Origin of the sequence: Gordonia alkaliphila (assembly GCF_039542465.1) — a bacterium.
GTDB lineage: Bacteria > Actinomycetota > Actinomycetes > Mycobacteriales > Mycobacteriaceae > Gordonia > Gordonia alkaliphila.
The window spans coordinates 178071-197454 of sequence record NZ_BAABIE010000006.1; the positions used below are offsets into that span (position 1 = coordinate 178071).

16 protein-coding genes are annotated in these 19384 nt (G+C 69.6%); 11 read left to right on the forward strand and 5 right to left on the reverse strand.

The window, feature by feature from the left end:
• Positions 1-71 precede the first annotated feature (71 nt).
• Positions 72-770 carry an MBL fold metallo-hydrolase gene (locus ABD989_RS08625; protein WP_345313170.1) on the reverse strand — a complete coding sequence of 233 codons (699 nt, stop codon included), beginning with the start codon at positions 768-770 and terminating at the stop codon, positions 72-74.
• A gap of 156 nt (positions 771-926) precedes the next feature.
• Between ABD989_RS08625 and uvrA the strand changes: the two genes are divergently transcribed.
• From uvrA to ABD989_RS08640, 3 genes are all read left to right on the forward strand, one after another.
• Positions 927-3800: an excinuclease ABC subunit UvrA gene (uvrA, locus tag ABD989_RS08630; RefSeq protein ID WP_246996391.1), complete on the forward strand. Its 2874-nt coding sequence runs from the start codon at positions 927-929 to the stop codon at positions 3798-3800.
• Positions 3801-3814: 14 nt separating this feature from the next.
• A complete protein-coding gene (locus ABD989_RS08635; protein WP_308221376.1) occupies positions 3815-4075 on the forward strand; it encodes a hypothetical protein in 261 nt (86 codons plus the stop codon).
• A 169-nt stretch (positions 4076-4244) separates the two neighbouring features.
• Positions 4245-4784 (forward strand): hypothetical protein, encoded by a 540-nt coding sequence (locus ABD989_RS08640; protein WP_345313171.1) that lies wholly within the window; start codon positions 4245-4247, stop codon positions 4782-4784.
• Here ABD989_RS08640 and ABD989_RS08645 read toward each other — a convergent pair.
• A complete protein-coding gene (locus ABD989_RS08645) occupies positions 4781-5158 on the reverse strand; it encodes a DUF1844 domain-containing protein (RefSeq protein ID WP_246996385.1) in 378 nt (125 codons plus the stop codon). The genes ABD989_RS08640 and ABD989_RS08645 overlap by 4 nt on opposite strands.
• Before the next feature lie 256 nt (positions 5159-5414).
• On the opposite strand from ABD989_RS08645, the gene infC reads away from it, so the two are divergent.
• The 4 genes from infC to ABD989_RS08665 all read left to right on the forward strand — a co-directional run bounded on the left by infC (position 5415) and on the right by ABD989_RS08665 (position 7501).
• Positions 5415-5969, forward strand: a complete 555-nt coding sequence (gene infC, locus ABD989_RS08650) for a translation initiation factor IF-3 (protein ID WP_345313198.1) — start codon at positions 5415-5417, stop codon at positions 5967-5969.
• Between the two features lie 91 nt (positions 5970-6060).
• The gene (rpmI, locus tag ABD989_RS08655) at positions 6061-6255 is read left to right on the forward strand and encodes a 50S ribosomal protein L35 (RefSeq protein WP_246996383.1); all 195 of its coding nucleotides are present in this window, start codon (positions 6061-6063) and stop codon (positions 6253-6255) included.
• A gap of 33 nt (positions 6256-6288) precedes the next feature.
• On the forward strand, positions 6289-6669 hold the full coding sequence (gene rplT, locus ABD989_RS08660; RefSeq protein WP_345313172.1) for a 50S ribosomal protein L20: 381 nt from the start codon (positions 6289-6291) through the stop codon (positions 6667-6669).
• Positions 6670-6709: 40 nt separating this feature from the next.
• Positions 6710-7501 carry a TrmH family RNA methyltransferase gene (locus ABD989_RS08665; protein WP_345313173.1) on the forward strand — a complete coding sequence of 264 codons (792 nt, stop codon included), beginning with the start codon at positions 6710-6712 and terminating at the stop codon, positions 7499-7501.
• Positions 7502-7564: 63 nt separating this feature from the next.
• Here the strand turns inward: ABD989_RS08665 and ABD989_RS08670 are convergent, their stop codons facing one another.
• Both ABD989_RS08670 and ABD989_RS08675 read right to left on the reverse strand, forming a co-directional pair.
• The gene (locus ABD989_RS08670) at positions 7565-8797 is read right to left on the reverse strand and encodes a metal-dependent hydrolase family protein (protein ID WP_345313174.1); all 1233 of its coding nucleotides are present in this window, start codon (positions 8795-8797) and stop codon (positions 7565-7567) included.
• 144 nt (positions 8798-8941) lie between these two features.
• Entirely contained in the window at positions 8942-11299 is a 2358-nt protein-coding gene (locus ABD989_RS08675; RefSeq protein WP_345313175.1) for a protein kinase domain-containing protein, read from the reverse strand.
• A gap of 379 nt (positions 11300-11678) precedes the next feature.
• Here ABD989_RS08675 and pheS point away from each other — a divergent pair, with 379 nt between their 5' ends.
• From pheS to ABD989_RS08690, 3 genes are read left to right on the forward strand one after another with little or no spacing between them, the layout of a single operon-like run.
• Positions 11679-12731 carry a phenylalanine--tRNA ligase subunit alpha gene (gene pheS, locus ABD989_RS08680; RefSeq protein WP_345313176.1) on the forward strand — a complete coding sequence of 351 codons (1053 nt, stop codon included), beginning with the start codon at positions 11679-11681 and terminating at the stop codon, positions 12729-12731.
• A 60-nt stretch (positions 12732-12791) separates the two neighbouring features.
• On the forward strand, positions 12792-15290 hold the full coding sequence (pheT, locus tag ABD989_RS08685) for a phenylalanine--tRNA ligase subunit beta (RefSeq protein WP_345313177.1): 2499 nt from the start codon (positions 12792-12794) through the stop codon (positions 15288-15290).
• Between the two features lie 25 nt (positions 15291-15315).
• Positions 15316-16464 carry a metallophosphoesterase gene (locus ABD989_RS08690; RefSeq protein WP_345313178.1) on the forward strand — a complete coding sequence of 383 codons (1149 nt, stop codon included), beginning with the start codon at positions 15316-15318 and terminating at the stop codon, positions 16462-16464.
• A gap of 21 nt (positions 16465-16485) precedes the next feature.
• Here the strand turns inward: ABD989_RS08690 and ABD989_RS08695 are convergent, their stop codons facing one another.
• On the reverse strand, positions 16486-18105 hold the full coding sequence (locus tag ABD989_RS08695) for a DUF222 domain-containing protein (RefSeq protein WP_345313179.1): 1620 nt from the start codon (positions 18103-18105) through the stop codon (positions 16486-16488).
• A 204-nt stretch (positions 18106-18309) separates the two neighbouring features.
• Here ABD989_RS08695 and argC point away from each other — a divergent pair, with 204 nt between their 5' ends.
• Positions 18310-19347 (forward strand): N-acetyl-gamma-glutamyl-phosphate reductase, encoded by a 1038-nt coding sequence (argC, locus tag ABD989_RS08700; RefSeq protein ID WP_345313180.1) that lies wholly within the window; start codon positions 18310-18312, stop codon positions 19345-19347.
• Positions 19348-19384: the final 37 nt, after the last annotated feature.

The following is a 19384-nucleotide window of genomic DNA, read 5'->3' on the forward strand; positions in this document are numbered from 1 at the left end:
GGCGCGGCGTCGGAGTGCCGGGCCTATCTACACAGGGTAGGGAAAAATCGCCTCCCGTGCGGCGCACGTCACTACCAACCGCGTGCGCGCCACTCGGGCAGGGCGGGGCGTTCGACACCCAGCGTGGTGTCTGAGCCGTGGCCGGGATAGACCACCGTGTCGTCGCCGTACCGGCCGAACAGCTTGGTCTCGACGTCGTTCAGCAGGACCTCGAAGTCGCCGGGCTGCCAGGTCTTGCCGACCCCGCCGGGGAAGAGGGAGTCGCCGGTGAACAGGTGCACGCGGCCGCTGTCCTCGGTCAGGGCCAGCGCCACCGAGCCCGGCGTGTGCCCGACCAGACCGATCACGTCGAGAGTCAGATCGCCGACGGTGACGGTGTCGCCGTCGACCAGCAGGCGGTCCGGGGTGACCGGCAGCTCCGGGGCGTCCGACTCGCCGGCCGCCGTCGGTACCTGCCGCACGCGGTCGACCTCCTCGAGTGCCTGCCAGTGGTCGAAATGTCCGTGCGTGGTGACGATCTGCCGCAGATCCGCGTCCAGCGCCGAGAGCAGGGCGAGGATCGACGCGGCGTCGTTCGCGGCGTCGATCAGCAGGGTCGCGCCGGTCGCCGCGTCGGTCACCACGTAGACGTTGTTGTCCATCGGGCCCACCGACATCTTGACGATGGTCGCGTTGTCGAGGGTGCGGCGCTGCGCGCACACGTCGTGGTGGTCGGCTGACGGGGTGGTGTCGCCGGTGTAGTCGTCGGAGATGCTGACCTGGATGCTCATGGCTCCCACCCTAGTGTCGACCGTCACATGACGGGCGGCGGCGTCCGCTCACAGCGCAGCGCTCGACGGCGGTCTTGTCGGTACCCCCGCGTACCCTGTCCTTTTGGGGAAGCGTGCTTCGCCAATCGCCGTGCTGAGCAGGAATGGGAGTGTCAAGTGGTTGATCGGCTGATCGTCCGGGGTGCGCGGGAGCACAATCTGCGCGGGATCGACGTCGACCTGCCGCGCGACTCGCTGATCGTCTTCACCGGACTGTCCGGCTCGGGCAAGTCGTCGCTCGCCTTCGACACCATCTTCGCCGAGGGGCAGCGTCGCTACGTCGAATCGCTGTCGGCCTACGCGCGCCAGTTCCTGGGTCAGATGGACAAGCCCGACGTCGACTTCATCGAGGGCCTCTCGCCCGCGGTCTCCATCGACCAGAAGTCCACCAACCGCAACCCGCGGTCCACCGTCGGCACCATCACTGAGGTGTACGACTACCTGCGTCTGCTGTACGCCCGCGCCGGTACGCCGCACTGCCCGACCTGCGGGGAGAAGATCTCGCGGCAGACGCCGCAGCAGATCGTCGACCAGGTGCTGGAGCTCGAGGAGGGCACCCGCTTCCAGGTCCTGGCGCCCGTGGTGCGCACCCGCAAGGGCGAGTTCGTCGATCTGTTCGCCGAGCTGCAGACCCAGGGCTTCGCGCGGGCCCGGGTCGACGGCGAGGTCCACCAGCTGTCCGATCCGCCGAAGCTGAAGAAACAGGAGAAGCACGACATCGACGTCGTCGTGGACCGGCTCGCGGTCAAGGCGACGGCCCGCCAGCGCCTCACCGACTCGGTGGAGACCGCGCTGCGCTTGGCCGACGGCGTGGTGGTGCTCGACTTCGTCGACCGCGACGAGGACGCGGCCGACCGCACCCGCCGGTTCTCCGAGAAGATGGCCTGCCCCAACCACCATCCGATCGCGATCGACGATCTGGAGCCGCGCAGCTTCTCGTTCAACTCGCCGTACGGCGCGTGCCCCGAGTGCGACGGCCTCGGCGTCCGCAAGGAGGTCGACGAGTCGCTGGTGGTGCCCGACCCGGAGATGACCCTCGCCGAGGGCGCCATCGCGCCGTGGTCGTCGGGCCACAACGCCGAGTACTTCGGCCGCCTCATCGGCGGTCTCGGCGAGCAGATGGGCTTCGACCTGGACACGCCGTGGAACAAGCTGCCGCGCAACGCGCGCAAGGCGCTGCTCGACGGCTCCGAGCACCAGGTGCACGTCAAGTTCCGCAACCGGTACGGCCGCACCCGCAGCTACTATACCGAGTTCGAAGGCGTCATGGCCTTCCTGACGCGCCGCGCCGACGCCACCGAGTCCGAGCAGATGAAGGAACGGTACGAGGGCTACATGCGCGACGTGCCGTGCCCGGCCTGCGCCGGCACCCGACTGCGTCCGGAGATCCTCGCGGTGACGCTGCACAACCCGGTCCACGGCGACTACTCGATCGCGCAGGTCACCGCGCTGTCGGTGGCCGAATGCGCCGAGTACCTCGACGGCCTGGCCCTGGGCGAGCGGGAAGCCGCGATCGCCGGCCGCGTCCTCAAAGAGGTGCAGGCGCGCATCACGTTCCTGCTCGACGTCGGCCTCGAGTACCTGTCGCTGTCCCGCGCCGCGGGCACCCTCTCCGGCGGCGAGGCACAGCGCATCCGGCTGGCGACGCAGATCGGCGCCGGTCTGGCGGGCGTGCTGTACGTGCTCGACGAGCCGTCGATCGGTCTGCACCAGCGCGACAACCGTCGTCTCATCGACACCCTCGTGCGTCTGCGCGACCTCGGCAACACGCTGATCGTCGTCGAGCACGACGAGGACACGATCCGCGCGGCGGACTGGATCGTCGACATCGGGCCGCGCGCCGGCGAGCACGGCGGCCAGGTGGTGCACAGCGGCGACTACCCGGGTCTGCTGAAGAACAAGGAGTCGATCACCGGCGCCTACCTGTCGGGGCGCAAGACGCTCGAGGTGCCCGCGGTGCGTCGACCCGTCGACCGCAAGCGGCAGCTGACCGTTGTCGGCGCCCGCGAGAACAACCTGCGCGGGATCGACGTCAAGTTCCCGCTGGGCGTGCTGACCGCGGTCACCGGCGTCTCCGGCTCCGGTAAGTCGACCCTGGTCAACGACATCCTCGCCACCGTGTTGGCGAACAAGCTCAACGGTGCGCGACAGGTGCCCGGCCATCACACGCGCATCACCGGCCTGGACCACCTGGACAAGCTGGTCCGGGTGGACCAGTCGCCGATCGGCCGCACCCCGCGCTCCAATCCGGCCACCTACACCGGCGTCTTCGACAAGATCCGCACACTCTTCGCGGCGACCACCGAGGCCAAGGTGCGCGGCTACCAGCCGGGCCGGTTCTCGTTCAACGTCAAGGGCGGCCGCTGCGAGGCGTGCATGGGCGAGGGCACCATCAAGATCGAGATGAACTTCCTGCCGGACGTCTACGTCCCGTGCGAGGTGTGCCACGGCGCCCGGTACAACCGGGAGACCCTCGAGGTGCACTACAAGGGCAAGACCATCGCCGAGGTGCTCGACATGCCGATCGAGGAGGCCACCGAGTTCTTCGAGCCGGTCACCTCCATTCACCGGTACCTCAAGACCCTCGTCGACGTCGGCCTCGGCTACGTCCGGCTCGGTCAACCCGCGCCCACCCTGTCCGGCGGTGAGGCGCAGCGCGTGAAGCTGGCGGCCGAACTGCAGAAGCGGTCCACCGGACGCACCATCTACGTGCTCGACGAGCCGACCACCGGCCTGCACTTCGAGGACATTGCGAAGCTGCTGGTGGTGATCAACGGACTCGTCGAGAAGGGCAACACGGTGGTCGTCATCGAGCACAACCTCGACGTCATCAAGACCGCCGACTGGGTGATCGACATGGGCCCGGAGGGCGGCAGTGGCGGCGGCACCGTGGTGGCGCAGGGGACGCCCGAGCAGATCGCGGCCACCCCGGGCTCGCACACCGGCGGCTTCCTGCGCGAACTGCTCCCGGCCACCGAATCCGCCAGCTGAGTAGCATGGCTCCCATGAGCACACCTTCGTTCGACGACGCCCTCAGCCCCGGCGTGCAGGCGCCGTCGTACGAGGAGGTCACCGGCTACACCAAGGCCGGCGAGCCGACCCTCGACTTCGTGCGGGACAAGATCGAGAAGCGCGCCGCCGTCGCGATCGGCGCCGAGGAACTGGCGTCGGCTATGCCGGAGAGCCGCGAGCTCGACGACCTCCTCGCCGAGCGCGACAAGGCCGCCAAGGCCAAGCTGGAAGAGATCCGCAAGTCCATGGGCTGACCGCCGCGGCTGTGGACAGCCCGGCGCGTGCGTCGTCCTGTGGACAGCGGCGGCGTCGCATCGTGGTCCCTGCGATCCACTGGGTCCATGACCCTGCAGCGCCGCCCCGCTGAGCCACGAGTCGGCGGCGGCCCTGCACGGACTGCCGCTCCTGCACCCCGATCTCAGCGTGGTGCGCGGGGGTCGCGGCGGCGGATCGGTGCGGGCCGGCCGTCACCGCCACGCGGGCGCCGTGCCGGACAGCGAGATCGTCGAGGTGGACGGCATTCGGGTCACCGACCTGCGGCGCACGGCGCTGGACCTGGCGCAGACCGGTACCTTCGCGCAGGCGCTCACCGTCGTCGACGGCGTCCTGGCCCGCGGGGTGAGTAAGGAGTCGCTGCACGCGGCGGCTGCGGAACGTACGACGACGGGCATCCGGATCGCGCAGCGCGCCGTCGCCCACGGCAGTGGACTGTCGGCGACGGTCGGGGAGTCGTGGAGTCGAGCGCAGATGATCGACGCCGACCTCCCGCTGCCGCAGCTCCAGCGCGAGTACTGGCTGTCCGGTGAGCGGTACTTCCCCGACTACGACTGGGACCGCATGCTCATCGGCGAGTTCGACGGCCTCAAGTACCGCGCGAACGCAGAATCGCGCGTCACTTCGGATCCGCGCACCCTGCAGAGTGCGCACATCCGAAGTGGCGCGCGATTCAGGCCCAGATACTAGGCGCGGGGCGGGCCGGTCAGCTTCTCGCCGGGGCCTTCGCCGGGCTCGTCCGGGAAGGCGCTGGCCTCGCGGAAGGCGAGCTGGAGGGCCTTGAGGCCGTCGCGGATCGGCTTGCGGTGCACTCCGAGGTCGGGGCTGGCCGCGACCACCAGGCCGGCGAGGGCGGTGATCAGGGTGCGGGCCTCGGGGAGGTCGCGGTACTGTTCGTCGCCGCCGGCTTCCGGGCCGATCTTCTCCGCGGCCGCGCTCATCAGCATGACGGCCGCGCGGGAGATCACCTCGATCGACGGGATGGTGGCGAGCTCGCGCACCTGGTCGGGGCCGCTGGCCTCCGGCGTGTCGGACGGATCGGTGGAATAGGAATCTGCGCTCACGACTGTTAGACTTTCACAGCATGACCGCCCTGGCGTTGCCGGGGTAGCAAGAGGATGTTCGTATCCCACCGTCCGACGCACTCGATGAGCTGCTGTTTTACGGTCGAAGGTCACATCATCGCACGACGATGGTGGCGCGGCGCCCGTCCAGGATGCCGCCGCCCGCATCTGCGTTGGTGTCTTCGAATCGAACGCCCCTCTCGCTACTTCGCTCCGCACGAACGGTCGGCAGTGAAAACCCGATGGAGGAGGCCACATCAGCACTGAGACCCGCATCAATGAGCGCATCCGCGTCCCCGAGGTCCGGCTTGTCGGACCCGGCGGTGAGCAGGTGGGCATCGTGCGTGTTGAAGATGCGCTTCGCCTGGCTTACGAAGCCGACTTGGACCTGGTAGAGGTTGCGCCCGACGCGCGCCCGCCGGTGTGCAAGATCATGGACTACGGCAAGTTCAAGTACGAGGCGGCGCAGAAGAAGCGCGAGTCCCGCCGTAACCAGCAGATGACCGTGATCAAGGAGCAGAAGCTCCGCCCGAAGATCGACGACCACGACTACGAGACCAAGAAGGGTCACGTCGTCCGGTTCCTCGAAGCGGGCTCCAAGGTCAAGGTCACCATCATGTTCCGCGGTCGTGAGCAGTCCCGTCCCGAGCTGGGTTACCGGCTCCTGCAGCGCCTGGGCAACGACGTCGCCGAGTTCGGCTACGTCGAGACCTCGGCGAAGCAGGACGGACGCAACATGACCATGGTCCTCGCCCCGCACAAGGGCTCCAAGACCCGGGCACAGGCTCAGCAGTCCGCCTCGGACAGCTAAGCAGCCCAACCCCCGCACCCCACTCACGCGAAGCCAGCACCGCGCCGGGCAACCGGCACGGCGATGGTCTTCGCCCGAATGAAGGAAAACCATGCCTAAGAGCAAGACTCACAAGGGCACCGCGAAGCGATTCAAGGTGACCGGCAGTGGCAAGATCGTCCGCCAGAAGGCCGGCAAGCGCCACCTCCTCGAGCACAAGTCCTCGCGGGTCAAGCGTCGCCTGGACGGCACCGTCGTGGTGAGCGAGGCCGACGCCCCGCGCATCAAGCGCCTGCTGAACAAGTGACTTGTAAGAATCGTTAGTTAGGACTGAAAACTCATGGCACGTGTCAAAAGGGCGGTCAACGCTCATAAGAAGCGCCGCACTATTCTCGAGGCCTCGAAGGGCTACCGCGGTCAGCGGTCGCGCCTGTACCGCAAGGCCAAGGAGCAGCAGCTCCACTCGATGACCTACGCCTACCGCGACCGCAAGGCGCGCAAGGGCGAGTTCCGCAAGCTGTGGATCCAGCGCATCAACGCTGCGGCGCGTCAGAACGACATGACCTACAACCGCTTCATGCAGGGCCTGAAGCTGGCCGGCGTCGAGGTGGACCGCAAGGTCCTCGCCGACCTGGCCGTCACCGACCCGACCGCGTTCGCCGGTCTGGTCGACGTGGCCCGCAAGGCGCTGCCGGCAGACGTCAACGCGCCGGCCGCCTGATCGGCCCGCTGTCGACACCGTAGACCCGAACCGACCCGCGATGGATGTTCTCACCGAACGTTCGTCGCGGGTCGTTTCGTTGGCAAAACTGCACCGGGCGTCGGTCCGACGCACCGAAGGGATCTTCCTCGCCGAAGGGGCCAACGCGGTCGACGCCGCGCTGTCCACCGAACGTGCCCGACAGCTGCTGGTGCGCGACGACGACGCCGACCGTCACCGCGACCTGACCGAGCGTGCCGAGGCCGCCGGCCTGCCGGTGCATCGCCTCACGGCGCGCGCCGCGGACAAGCTCAGCGAGACCACCACCGCTCCCGGGATCTTCGCGGTCTCCGCGCTCGTCACCACGAGCCTGCATCACCTCGATCTGTCCGGCGCGGGCTTCGTGGTGGTCGCGGTGGAGCCGCGCGAGCCGGGCAACGTCGGCACCTTGATCCGCTGCGCCGACGCGATGGGCGCAGCCGCGGTGCTGCTGCTCGGCGACGCCGTCGACCCGCACAACGGCAAATGCGTCCGCGCCAGCGCGGGCAGCGTCTTCCACGTGCCGATCGCCGTGGACAAGGACGTCGACGGCGCACTGGACCGCGTGCGCGCCGCCGGCCTGGCGACGCTGGCGACCACCATGAGCGGGGAAGTGGACCTGCCCGCGGCCGAGGAACTGCTCGCGGCGCCGCACGCCTGGCTGTTCGGCAACGAGGCGCACGGCCTGCCCGACGCGGTGGTGGCGGCTGCCGACCACCGCGTCTCGATCCCCATTCACGGCCGCGCCGAGAGCCTCAACCTGGCTGCCGCGTCGGCCATCTGCCTGTACGCCAGCGCTACCGCGCAGCACTGAACAAACGAGCGGGCCCGGCACACGTACGCACGTGTGCCGGGCCCGTTTCGTCGGTGCGGCGGCCTAGACCGCGAAGTCGCCGCGGTTGCTCTTTGCCTTGCCCTCCTTGAGGACCAGCAGGATGTTGGCGCTGTCGCCCACCAGGTCGGCGTCGACACTGGGATCGCCCTTCACGACGACCACGTCGGCCAGCTTCCCGGCCTCCAGGGTGCCGAGCTTGTCGTCGACCCCGCACAGCTCCGCGGAGACCTTGGTGCCGGCGCTGATCGCCTGCAGCGGCGTCATGCCGCCGAACTTCACCAGCAGGCCCACCTCACCGAGGTTGGTGCCGTGGTCGGGGACCAGCCCGGCGTCGGTGCCGGTCGCGATCTTGATGCCGGCGTCGACCGACTTGCGGATCGACTCCTGCGCCATCGCGTGCCACTTCTCGCTCTTGGCGACGGCCTGCGGGGTGGCGGTGTCCGGGTGCATGGTCTCGAGCAGCGTCGGAACCAGGAACTGGCCGTTGGCGACCATTTCCTGGCGGAGTTCGTCGGTGATCGCATAGCCGTGCTCGATGCTGCGCGCGCCGCCGCGGATGGCCGCGGTGATGCCCTTGAGGCCGATCGCGTGTGCGGCGACGGGGCGGCCGCCGTAGGCGTCGCCCTCCTCGACCAGCGCCGAGACGATCTCTTCGCGCGCGCCGAGGTAGTCGGGTTCGTCGTTGATCGACGTGACGCCGCCGCTGGAGGCCACCTTGATCACGTCGACGCCCTCGCGGCACAGTTCGCGGGCCTCGAGGCGGGCCTCGTCGACGGTGTCCACCAGGACGCCGCCGGCGATCCCGGTACCGCTGAGGCCGGACGGGATGTGGAAGTCGGCGTGGCCGCCGGTCTGGCTGATCATCTTGTCGGCGACCAGCAGGCGCGGGCCCTCGATGAGGCCGTGCGCCACGGCGTCGCGCACACCGGTGTCGATGCCCATCAGGTCGCGCACGGTGGTGACACCGGCCTCCAGCGTCACCTTCAGGCGGTCGATCAGCTGGAAGTAGCGGTACGACGGCGGGACCATCGCGGCCATGATCGGCGAGCCCTTGGTGCCGGGCAGCGACAGGTGCACGTGGACGTCGAAGAATCCGGGGCAGACGGTGTTACCGGCGAGGTCGACGCGGGTCGCGGCGTCGTCGACCTGCGGGGCGCCGGCCGCCGGACCGGCGTAGGTGATGGTGCTGTCGTCGATCACGACGACGGCGTCGGCGACGGGTTCGGCTCCGGTGCCGTCGATCAGGCGGGCATTGTGCAGGACAGTGGTCGTCATACTTGTTGTTCTACACGGTGCCGGCGGGGTGTTCCGGATTCGCGCGTCGGCGCTGCGCGGCCCGTCCCGGACGCGGCACAAAAGGAGGGGCCCGCGGCGCAAAGCGCCGCGGGCCCCTCCTCTCGTTGCCGTCGTGCTAGTCGGTCATTCCGGGATCGCGACCCGCACGGGGTTCGGGACCTTCGGCGACTCGTCGTTCGGGCCCGGGTCGGGCTGGCTGCCGTCGCCGATGCGACCGCCGCCGTTGAAGCCCCAGCAGTAGGTCTGGTCGTCGGACATCGCGCACGAGGTGCTGGTGCCGGTGACCACGGCGGTCACCTTGCCGAGGCCTCGGACCTCGGTCGGGGTGCTGATCACGTCCGAGGCGGCGTTGTTGCCTGCCTGCGCGAGGCGGTCGTTGCCCCAGCAGTAGGCCTTGTCGTCGGCCGTGGCGCACATCGTGTTGATGTCGGTGCTGACCGTCGTCGCGCCGCCGGGCAGGCCGTCGATCTTCTTCGGCGAGAGCTGCGGGGTCACGTCGCTGGAGTCGCCGGCGAACGTGGCGCCCCAGCAGTAGACATCACCGTCGGACACGGCGCAGACCTGGTTGAAGCGCACCTTGTCGGCGGTACCCGAACCGACCGAGACCGAGGTGACCTTGCCGAGTCCGTCGACCTTGGCGGGGACGGGGTTGCGGTCGGTGTTGCCGTTGCCGAGCTGGCCGTTGTAGTTGTCGCCCCAGCAGAACAGTTCCTGCTGCTTGGTCACCGCGCAGGTGTTGCCGCTGCGGACCGACAGGGACGTGACGTCGGCGATCCCGTTGACCTTGGTCGGCATCTCGATCTCCGCGTCGGAGTTGGAGCCGCCCTCACCGCGGGAGTTCCAGCCCCAGCACCAGACGTCGCCGTCGGAGATCGCGCAGGTGGTGTACTTGTCGGTGCTGATCGCGGTCACCTTGCCGAGGCCGTTGACCTTGAGCGGGACCGAGGAACTGCTACTCGAGTTGTTGCCGAGGACGCCGAACAGTCCCGCGCCCCAGCAGTAAGCGTCGTTCTCGGCCACCGCGCAGGTGGTGACCTCGGGCTCGTCGCCCTCGTTGTAGCCGCCGAGGGCCACCGCGGTGACGTCCTTGAGCGTGCCGATCGCGGCCGGGGTGATCCGGTCGTTCTCCGAGCCGTCGCCGAGCTGGCCTTCGCTGTTGCCGCCCCAGCAGTAGAGGGCCGACTTTTCGATGGCGCACAGGGTACCCAGATACGACGCGAGGGTGGCCTGCGACGACGCGGTCGCTACCACCGGTGCCGGATCGGACTTGGGCCACCACAGCGGTGACGTGGCCGCCACCGCGATGATCGCGACCGCGAGCACGCCGAGCCCGACGAACAGACCCTTCTTGCTCTTCTTCGGCGGCACGCCGCCGGGCTGGCCGGGCATACCGGCCATCGGGGCCCAACCGTGCGCGCCGACGGGCTGACCGGGCTGGCTCGGCGGGTACATGGGCATGGTGCCGTCCGGCAGGGTGCCGGGTTGCGGGTAGCCGGGGACCGACGGCTGGGAACCGTAGCCCGGCTGCGCTCCGAAGCCGGGCTGGGACCCGTGGCCCGGCTGGGACCGGAAGCCGGGCTGGGAACCGGGCACCGACGGATGCGAAGTGTGGCCGCCCGGCAGCGGGACCGGGGCGACGGTGGTCGACGTGCCTGCCTGCGTGTGGGCGAGCGCGCGCTGCAGGTCGGCGGCGAACGACCGACAGTCGGGGTATCGGTTGGCCGGGTTCTTGTCCATCGCACGCTGCAGGACCGGTGCGAGGGGCGCGAGGTCCGGGCGGACCTGGGCGATCGACGGCACCGGCTGCTGCAGGTGCGCCATCATGATCGACGCCGAGGTGTCGCCGTGGAACGGTGACGTGCCGGCCAGCATGGTGTAGGTGGTGCAGGCCAGCGAGTACTGGTCCGACCGTGCGTCCGCGGCATGGCCGGAGATGATCTCCGGCGCGGTGTAGGCCATCGTGCCGACCACCGAGTTCGCCGCGGTGAGTTGCGGGGAGTCGGAGAGACGGGCGATACCGAAGTCGAGCACCACGGCGCGGCGGAGCGTGCCGTCGTCCTCGCGAGTGATCACGATGTTGGCCGGTTTGATGTCGCGGTGGACCACCTGGCGGGCGTGCGCGTAATCCAGCGCGTCGGCCACCTGACCCACCACGGTGATCACGTCGGCGGCGGAGAGGCGTTCGGACGAGAGGTCCGGGCCGTCGAGGTAGCTCATGGTGAACCACGGGGCGTCGTTCTCGACGCCGTAGGCGTACACCGTGATGATGCTCGGATGGTCCAGCGCAGCGGCCGTGCGCGCCTCATTGGTGAAGCGCTGCTGGAAGTCGGGGTTCGATGACCCGCCGACCGAAATCACTTTCATGGCCTCGCGGCGCATGAGGTGCGGATTCTCCACGATGTACACATCGCCCATGGCCCCCGAGCCGAGTTGGGCGACGACGCGGTATCCCGCAATCTGTTGTCCTGGTGCGACCGACACAATACCTCCCTATATGGCGCTCCGAGGAGCGCTGCGGTCGAGCCCCGTGTGACGGGGTTTGCAGCTGAATTTCCTCAACTTACCTTGCACTTAGGATCAGTTCGAGGGTTGGGGCGGCGGGTTGCCGGATTCGTCGCCATCCCGTGACGCCGACCAGCTCGCGCCGATCCAGACCATCTGTCTTGGCTCCATGTCTTCACCGATAATGATCCCACGGGGCACCCCGGCGTGGTGGCCGTCGTGGCTCCCGTTATGACGCCTCATCGCTCGCCTCGGAGATGAGCGGCGCCGACGGGTCCACTAGGATGGTGCCAGCGAGAACGCCCAGCGTGGCCGCTCTCGATTCCTATCGACTAGTCCTACGAGGAGCGTCCGATCCGTGGCTGACGAGAACAACCAGCTCGAGTTCCCGACCCCCGAGGCGCTCAGTGCCGCGGTCGCTGCCGCCGAGGCCGCGTTCGCCGCGGCCGCCGACCTGACCGAACTCGCCGCGGCGAAGACCGCCCACACCGGTGACCGCTCGCCCGTCGCCCTGGCCCGTCGTGCCCTGGGCGCGCTGCCCAAGCAGGAGCGTTCGGCAGCCGGCAAGCTGGTCAACGAGGTGCGCACCGCCGTCGCCGCCGCCCTTGAGGCCCGCACCGCGGTGCTCTCCGCGGAGCGGGACGCGGCAGTGCTCGTCGCCGAATCGATCGACGTGACGCTGGCTGCGCCCCGCCGTCGGGCCGGCGCCCGGCACCCGATCACGGTGATCGCCGACCAGGTGGCCGACGTCTTCGTCGCCATGGGCTGGGAGATCGCCGAGGGCCCCGAGGTGGAGACCGAGCACCACAACTTCGACGCGCTCAACTTCCTGCCGGATCATCCGGCCCGCTCGATGCAGGACACCTTCTACATCGCGCCCGAGGGTTCGCGGCAGGTGCTGCGCACCCACACCTCGCCGGTGCAGGTCCGATCCATGCTCGACCGCGAAGTCCCGATCTACGTCGCCTGCCCGGGCCGGACCTTCCGGACCGACGAGCTCGACGCCACCCACACCCCGGTCTTCCACCAGATCGAGGGCCTGGCCGTCGACAAGGGCCTGACGCTCGCCAATCTGCGCGGCACCCTGGAGACCTTTGCCAAGGCGCTGTTCGGTCCGGAGACCACCACGCGCATGCGGGCGAGCTACTTCCCGTTCACCGAGCCGTCCGCCGAGGTGGACGTCTGGTTCCCGGGCCGCAAGGGCGGCGCGGGCTGGGTGGAGTGGGGCGGCTGCGGCATGGTGAACCCGAATGTGTTGCGCGCCAGCGGTATCGACCCCGACGTGTACACCGGCTTCGCCTTCGGCATGGGCCTGGAACGCACGCTGCAGTTCCGCAACGACCTCCCGGACATGCGCGACATGGTGGAGGGCGACGTGCGCTTCACCCTGCCGTTCGGCGCCGCACTGTAATTTGCGGCCTCACCCCCGTTCTCCCTCACGCAATCCGCACCGACGCGAAAGAAGTTCCCCGTGCGCCTCTCCCAGTCCTGGCTGACCGAAGCACTGCAGGCCGGAGCCCCCGGTTGGTCGGCGTCGACCGATGACATCGACGCAGGCTTCGTGCGCGTCGGCTTCGAAATCGAGGACGTCGAGCCCTTCCCGACGATCACCGGTCCGCTGGTGGTGGGCCGGGTGGCCGACATCGAGGAACTCACCGAGTTCAAGAAGCCGATCCGTTTCTGTCTGGTGGATGTCGGGAACGATGCACCCCAGGAAATCGTCTGCGGCGCACGGAATTTCAGCGTCGGCGACCTCGTCGTGGTCGCACTTCCGGGTGCTGTGCTGCCCGGCGGCTTCGAGATCGGCGCGCGGAAGACCTACGGCAAGATGTCCGCGGGCATGATCTGCTCGGTCTCCGAGCTCGGTATCGGCACCGATCACTCCGGCATCCTGGTGTTGGCGCCCGGCACCGCTGCGCCCGGCGCCAGCGCCTACGAGGTGCTCGGCTTGGACGACGTGGCGATCGACGTCAACGTCACCCCGGACCGCGGTTACGCCTTCTCCATGCGCGGCCTGGCCCGGGAACTGGCCAGCGCCTTCGCGGTGCCCTACGTCGATCCCGGTCTGCCCGGCGCGCCGCTGGTCGGCGAGGCCGGGGAGTCGTGGCCGGTGGCCCTCGACGACGACGGTGCCGCCCGCCGGTACACCGCCCGCGTGATCGAGGGCGTCGACGCGACCGCGATTTCGCCGTGGTGGATGGCCAAGCGCCTGACGGTCGCCGGCATCCGGCCGATCTCCGGCATCGTCGACGTGACCAACTACGTGATGACCGAACTCGGTCAGCCGCTGCACGCCTTCGACGCCGACAAGCTGGTCGGCACCATCCGCGTGCGCTCGGCGCGCGCGGGGGAGAAGCTGGAGACGCTCGACGGCGTGGTCCGGACCCTCGACCCCGAGGACGTGGTGATCGCCGACGATTCCGGTCCGATCGCCCTGGCCGGCGTGATGGGTGGCGCGGCCACCGAGGTCACCGCCACCACCACCCGGGTGCTGCTGGAGTCGGCCGACTTCGATCAGGTCCGCGTCTTCCGCACCGGCAAGCGCCACAAGCTCAGCTCGGAGGCCGCCAAGCGGTTCGAGCGGCGCGTGGATCCGGAGATCACCCCGGTGGCCTCCGATCGCGCGGCCGCCCTGATCACCGAGATCGCCGGCGGACGCCTCGTCGGCGCGCTGTCCGACGTGCGTGTCGACCCGACGCCCACCGCCGCGATCGTGATCGCCGCGGATCTGCCCGACACCGTCGCCGGACTGGCCTACCCGGCGGGCACCACCGCCGCACGACTGCGCGAGGTCGGCTGCCAGGTGACCGGCGACGAGGCCGCCGCCGACGGCGTCGTGCCGACGCTCGCCGTGGTGCCGCCGTCGTGGCGGCCCGACCTGACCCAGCCCGCCGATCTGGTGGAAGAAGTCCTGCGACTGGAAGGCCTCGAAGGCATTCCGGCGGTTCTGCCGAGCGCGCCCGGCGGCACCGGTCTCACCCCGCGCCAGCGTCGTCGTCGTGCCGTCGGCATCGCGCTGGCCACCCACGGCTTCGTCGAGGTGCTGCCGTACCCGTTCCTGCCCACCGGCGTCTTCGACGTGTGGGGGCTGGCCGACGACGATCCCCGTCGGGCCACCGTCAAGGTGCTCAATCCGCTGGAGACCGATCGTCCGGAACTGAACACCACGCTGCTCCCGGGGCTGCTGGAGATGACCGCGCGCAATCTCGCCCGCGGCAATCGCGACCTGGCGCTGTTCGCCGTCGGCCAGGTGGTCCTCGGCGGTGAACAGGGGCCCGTGGTGCCTGCGCTCGACGTGACCCGTCGCCCGTCCGACGACGAGCTGGCCGCGCTGGATGCCTCGCTGCCCAAGCAGCCGGTCCACGTGGCCGGGGTGCTGACCGGTCAGCGCGATCCCGCCGGACCGTGGGGTCCGGGTCGGGTCGCCGACGCCTACGACGCCTTCGAAGCAGCGCGCGTCATCGCCGCTGCTTCCGGGGTGGAACTCACCCTGGTGGCCGATCAGGAACTGCCGTGGCATCCGGGCCGCTGTGCACGCCTGGAAGTGGACGGACAGACCGTCGGCTACGCCGGCGAACTGCACCCGGCGATCCTCGAGCGGGCCGGACTGCCCGCTCGCTTGTGCGCGCTGGAGATCGACCTCGACGCCGTGCCGCTGACCGAGGTCCTGCCGTCGCCGCAGGTCTCGCACTACCCCGCGGTGCTGCAGGACGTGAACGTGGTGGTGGCCGCCGACGTGCCCGCCCAGCAGGTCCAGGATGCGTTGCGGGCCGGTGCCGGCGAACTACTGGAATCGATCGCGCTGTTCGACGTCTTCGCCGGTGAACAGGTCGGGGAGGGCCACAAGTCGCTGACCTTCGCGCTGACCTTCCGCGCAGGCGATCGCACCCTCACCGAAGAGGACGCCAACGTCGCGAAGCTGGCGGCAGTCGAGCATGCGGGCGCCGTGGTCGGCGCGCGACTGCGCTGACGACGTAGGGGGGGGGCTCAGAGCCGTGGTCTGGATCGCTGCTGTCATCGCGCTGCTCCTGGTGGCGGCGATTACCTATTGCCTGCACCGTCGCCTGGTGGTGGCGACCGGACTCGGTCGCGGCCCGGCCATCGTGGTCGACGGCGTGCTGATCGCGGGCATGATCCTCGGCGTCGTGGCCTTCCTGATCGGCGCCGGGCAGATCGATCCGTCGTGGGCGCGCGTGTTCGGGTTCGCCGGCTACACCTGGTGGGCTGTGGTCTTCTACCTGATGCTCGGGGTGCTGGTCATCGGCGTGGTGGCGCTCGCGGTGCGTCTGACCGTGCGCGTGCGGGGCTGGGAACGCCCCGGCCGGCCGCAGCGCTGGCTGCAGGTGGCGACGGCCGTGATGGTGGTCGCAGCACTGGCGACCGTGGGCTACGGACTGATCGAGGCCGATCGTGTCCAGGTCACCGAGGAGACCGTCACCCTCACCAAACTCCCGGAGCCGCTCGACGGTCTGCGGGTCGCTCTCATCACCGACCTGCATGTCGGGCCTGCGCGCGGTGCGGGCTTCACCCGCCGGGTGGTGGACGAGGTCAACGCGGCACACCCCGACGTGGTGATTCTCGGCGGTGACCTGGCCGACGGCCGGGTGGCTCAGGTCGGTCGGGACCTGGAACCGCTGCGCGACCTGAAGGCTCCGATGGGCGTATACGGCGTGAGCGGCAACCACGAGTATCTCGGCGAGGACGACGGCGGGAACTGGCTCGACTTCTGGGAGACCCTGGGCGTGGTCCCGCTCCGCAACGAGCGCGTCGAACTGCGCCGGGACGGCGCGGTGATCGACCTGGCCGGCGTGTATGACCGCACCGCACCCGATCCGTATCGGCCGGACCCGGACGCCGCGCTCGCCGGACGCGATGAGAGCCGCGTCCTGATCTATGTCGCCCACCAGCCGCTGCAGGCCGAGGACGTGCGCGATCGCGGCATCGATCTGCAGCTGTCCGGACACACGCACGACGGCCAGCTCTGGCCCCTCGGCTATGCGGTGGCACTGCAGCAGCCGGTGGTCTCCGGTTTCGGGCGGGTCGGCGACGTCAACGTCTTCACCTCGCGCGGCGCCGGGGCCTGGGGGCCGCCGGTCCGCGTCGGCGCACCGCCGCAGATCGTGGTCCTGACCCTGCGTCGCTGAACTCGCGCCGCTGGCCCTGCGTCAGAACGGCGGCGGGTCGTCGGCCGCAGCTTGTTCGCGACGACGACGGAGTCGGGCCCGCTCGGCGCGCCGCCAGGCGTGCTTGTACGCGGTGGCGGCGCGCAGGCCGCCGCCGGATGGCGGCGTGGGAGCGGACTCCGGTGAAGCCTGTGACTCAGGCGGCGCATGTGGCTGATGCAGGCACTTCACGCCCTCGAGTTGCGGGAACAGCCACTGACCGGGCGCGGGTGCCTCCACGGTGATGCCGTGCGGTGTGGTGATCGCGGTCCAGATCGAGCCGTCGTCGTCGATCCACAGATCGTCGACGAAGCCGGCCGCCGGATCGGCGGCCCCGACGCTCGTCTTCTGCACATGGTGGAGCTTGCACTTGGGGGCGATATTGCAGAGGCAGGTGGGGCCTCCGGACGCCGGGCAGACCTGGTTGTACTCCTCGACATGGTCGAGTTCGCAGCTCCAGGCCGGACGCGCGCACCCGGGAAGGGTGCAGGTGGGAAAGAGGCCGCGGACCACAGCGTCCAGCGTGGCCGTCGGTCGGTACGGCTCGGCCGCTTGCGCGGTGCGCTCGATGAGGATCGGCGACTCGGCGAGGTCCTCGGGCGCGCCGAACCGATCCAGGTCGAGGTCGCGGATGCGGGCATCGGAACGTCGAGCCATCTCGCGGACGTGGTCGGCGCCGATCACCCCGTGCCCGTCCAGGTAGCCCGGCTCGTCGTCGGTGCCGTCGAGGGTCGACTTCTGGCAGACGGCGTGAATCACGATGCGCGCCTGGCGCTCGGAGAGCGCGTCCTCATCGAGCTGCGCGGTGCAGGTGGACTTGTCCGGGCAGCCGCATTCGAACGGGAGACGACGAAGCCGCGCGGTGGCCGCCGCCGAGCGTCGGACACCCAGCGGCCGCGGATCGGCGGGGCACACGCTCTCGGCCAGTGCGTTGACCGCCGCCCACGACAGCCGGGCCTCCTCGGCATCGGCGGTGATGGTGAGGCCGCCCAGGCCGTCCTCGTAGTCGCGTGCGGTGACGTTCCTGCGTGCCTTGGCCTTCTCCCGGCGGCGACGCACCGCGTCCGGATCGTGGCGGGCCACGATCCGATCGGCGATGCCGGAGGCGACCTTCTCGGAGACCTGCCCGGCGGATCGCAGCGCCGCGGCCAGCTCGGCGTCGACCGCGGCCCGCGTCCCGGCGTCGAGGACGATCGCGGTCCGCGCGACGGCGACGGCGAACATCTCCGGGGTGATCAGTGCGTCGCGCAGCAGTTCGCCCACGCGCGGCACCGACTCGGACACCGCGACCGACTGGTCGACCAGGGTCCGCGCCTGCCGCTGCCGCACCCCGAAGATCACCTGGATCTCCGTGACGGCCACCGCGTAGGCGTCGACCGGGTCGTAGTCGGCGCCGTCGTCGATCACGGCGTCGTGCAGGTTGGCCAGCGCGATGTCGAGGAACTGGCCGATCCCGCGGAGCTGCTCCCAGTGCAGGAACGACTGCCCGCGGCGTGCGTTGGAGGCGTACACCAGCCAGTCGCGGCACTGGGTCCGAGGGGTGTCGTCGGCGTCCGGTTCGATCATGCCGACGGCGGCCATGTCGGCCTTGGTCCAGGGGGAGGTGCGGTCGATGTGAACCATGAAACCTGCCTCCCTCGATCTTCGATCGTATGTTCTATAGTCCAGGGTACGTGCACAATTCGATGTGCGCAAGTGTTCGAACAAGAGAATTGTGAAACGATGAAATCGCTGGTGAAAGCGGATTTCTGCGACGGCAAGCCACTCTTCGGCGAAGGGGGCTGACCCGCCAATGAATGAACTTGCACCGTAGTGCATAATGTTCACATGACACTACGGATTGCAGTGGCCGGCGCCAGCGGTTACGCGGGAGGCGAGATCCTTCGCCTTCTCTGCGGGCACCCGCGCCTGGCGGCAGGTGAGCTCGAGATCGGTGCGCTGACGGCGGGCGGCAACGCGGGCACGCGTCTGGGGGAACATCACCCGCATGTGCTGCCGTTGGCCGACCGTGTCCTCGCTGAGACTACGCCGGAAGTGCTCGCCGGGCACGACGTCGTGTTCCTCGGCCTGCCGCACGGGCAGTCCGCGGTGATCGCCAACGCGCTGCCGCCCACCACTCTCATCATCGACTGCGGCGCCGACTTCCGGCTGCGCGATGCCGGGGAGTGGACCCGCTACTACGGCGGCGACCACGCGGGCACCTGGCCGTACGGCATGCCCGAGCTGCTCGACAACCGGGCCGAACTCACCGGCGCGAACCGCATCGCGGTGCCCGGCTGCTATCCGACCGTCTCGATCCTGTCGATCGCCCCGGCCCTCGCCGCGGGCCTGGTGGCGCCGAGTGTGAACGTGGTGGCGCTGTCCGGCACCTCCGGTGCCGGACGGGCGCCCAAGGCCAACCTCCTCGCTTCCGAGGTGCTGGGTTCGGCCCGCGCCTACGGCGTCGGCGGTACCCACCGGCACACCCCGGAGATCATCCAGGCGCTCTCCGCGGTGGCCGAGACCGACGTGGACGTCTCGTTCACCCCGGTGCTGGTGCCGATGTCGCGCGGCATCCTGGCCACCGTCAGTGCGCCGACCACGGCGTCGATCGACGAGATCCGGGCCGCGTACGCGAAGGCCTACGACGACGAGCCGTTCATCTACGTGCTCGGCGAGGGCCAGTTCCCGGAGACCGGTTCGGTGGTCGGCAGTAATGCGATCCAAATCGGACTGGGAGTCGACGAGCGCGCCGGCCGACTGATCGCCGTCGGCGCGGTCGACAATCTGACCAAGGGCACCGGCGGTGCCGCGGTGCAGTCGATGAACCTGGCCCTGGGCTGGGGCGAAACCGAAGGACTGACGACAGTGGGAGTGGCGCCGTGAGCGTGCAGGACGAACATCTCGAGCAGTTGATCGGCGC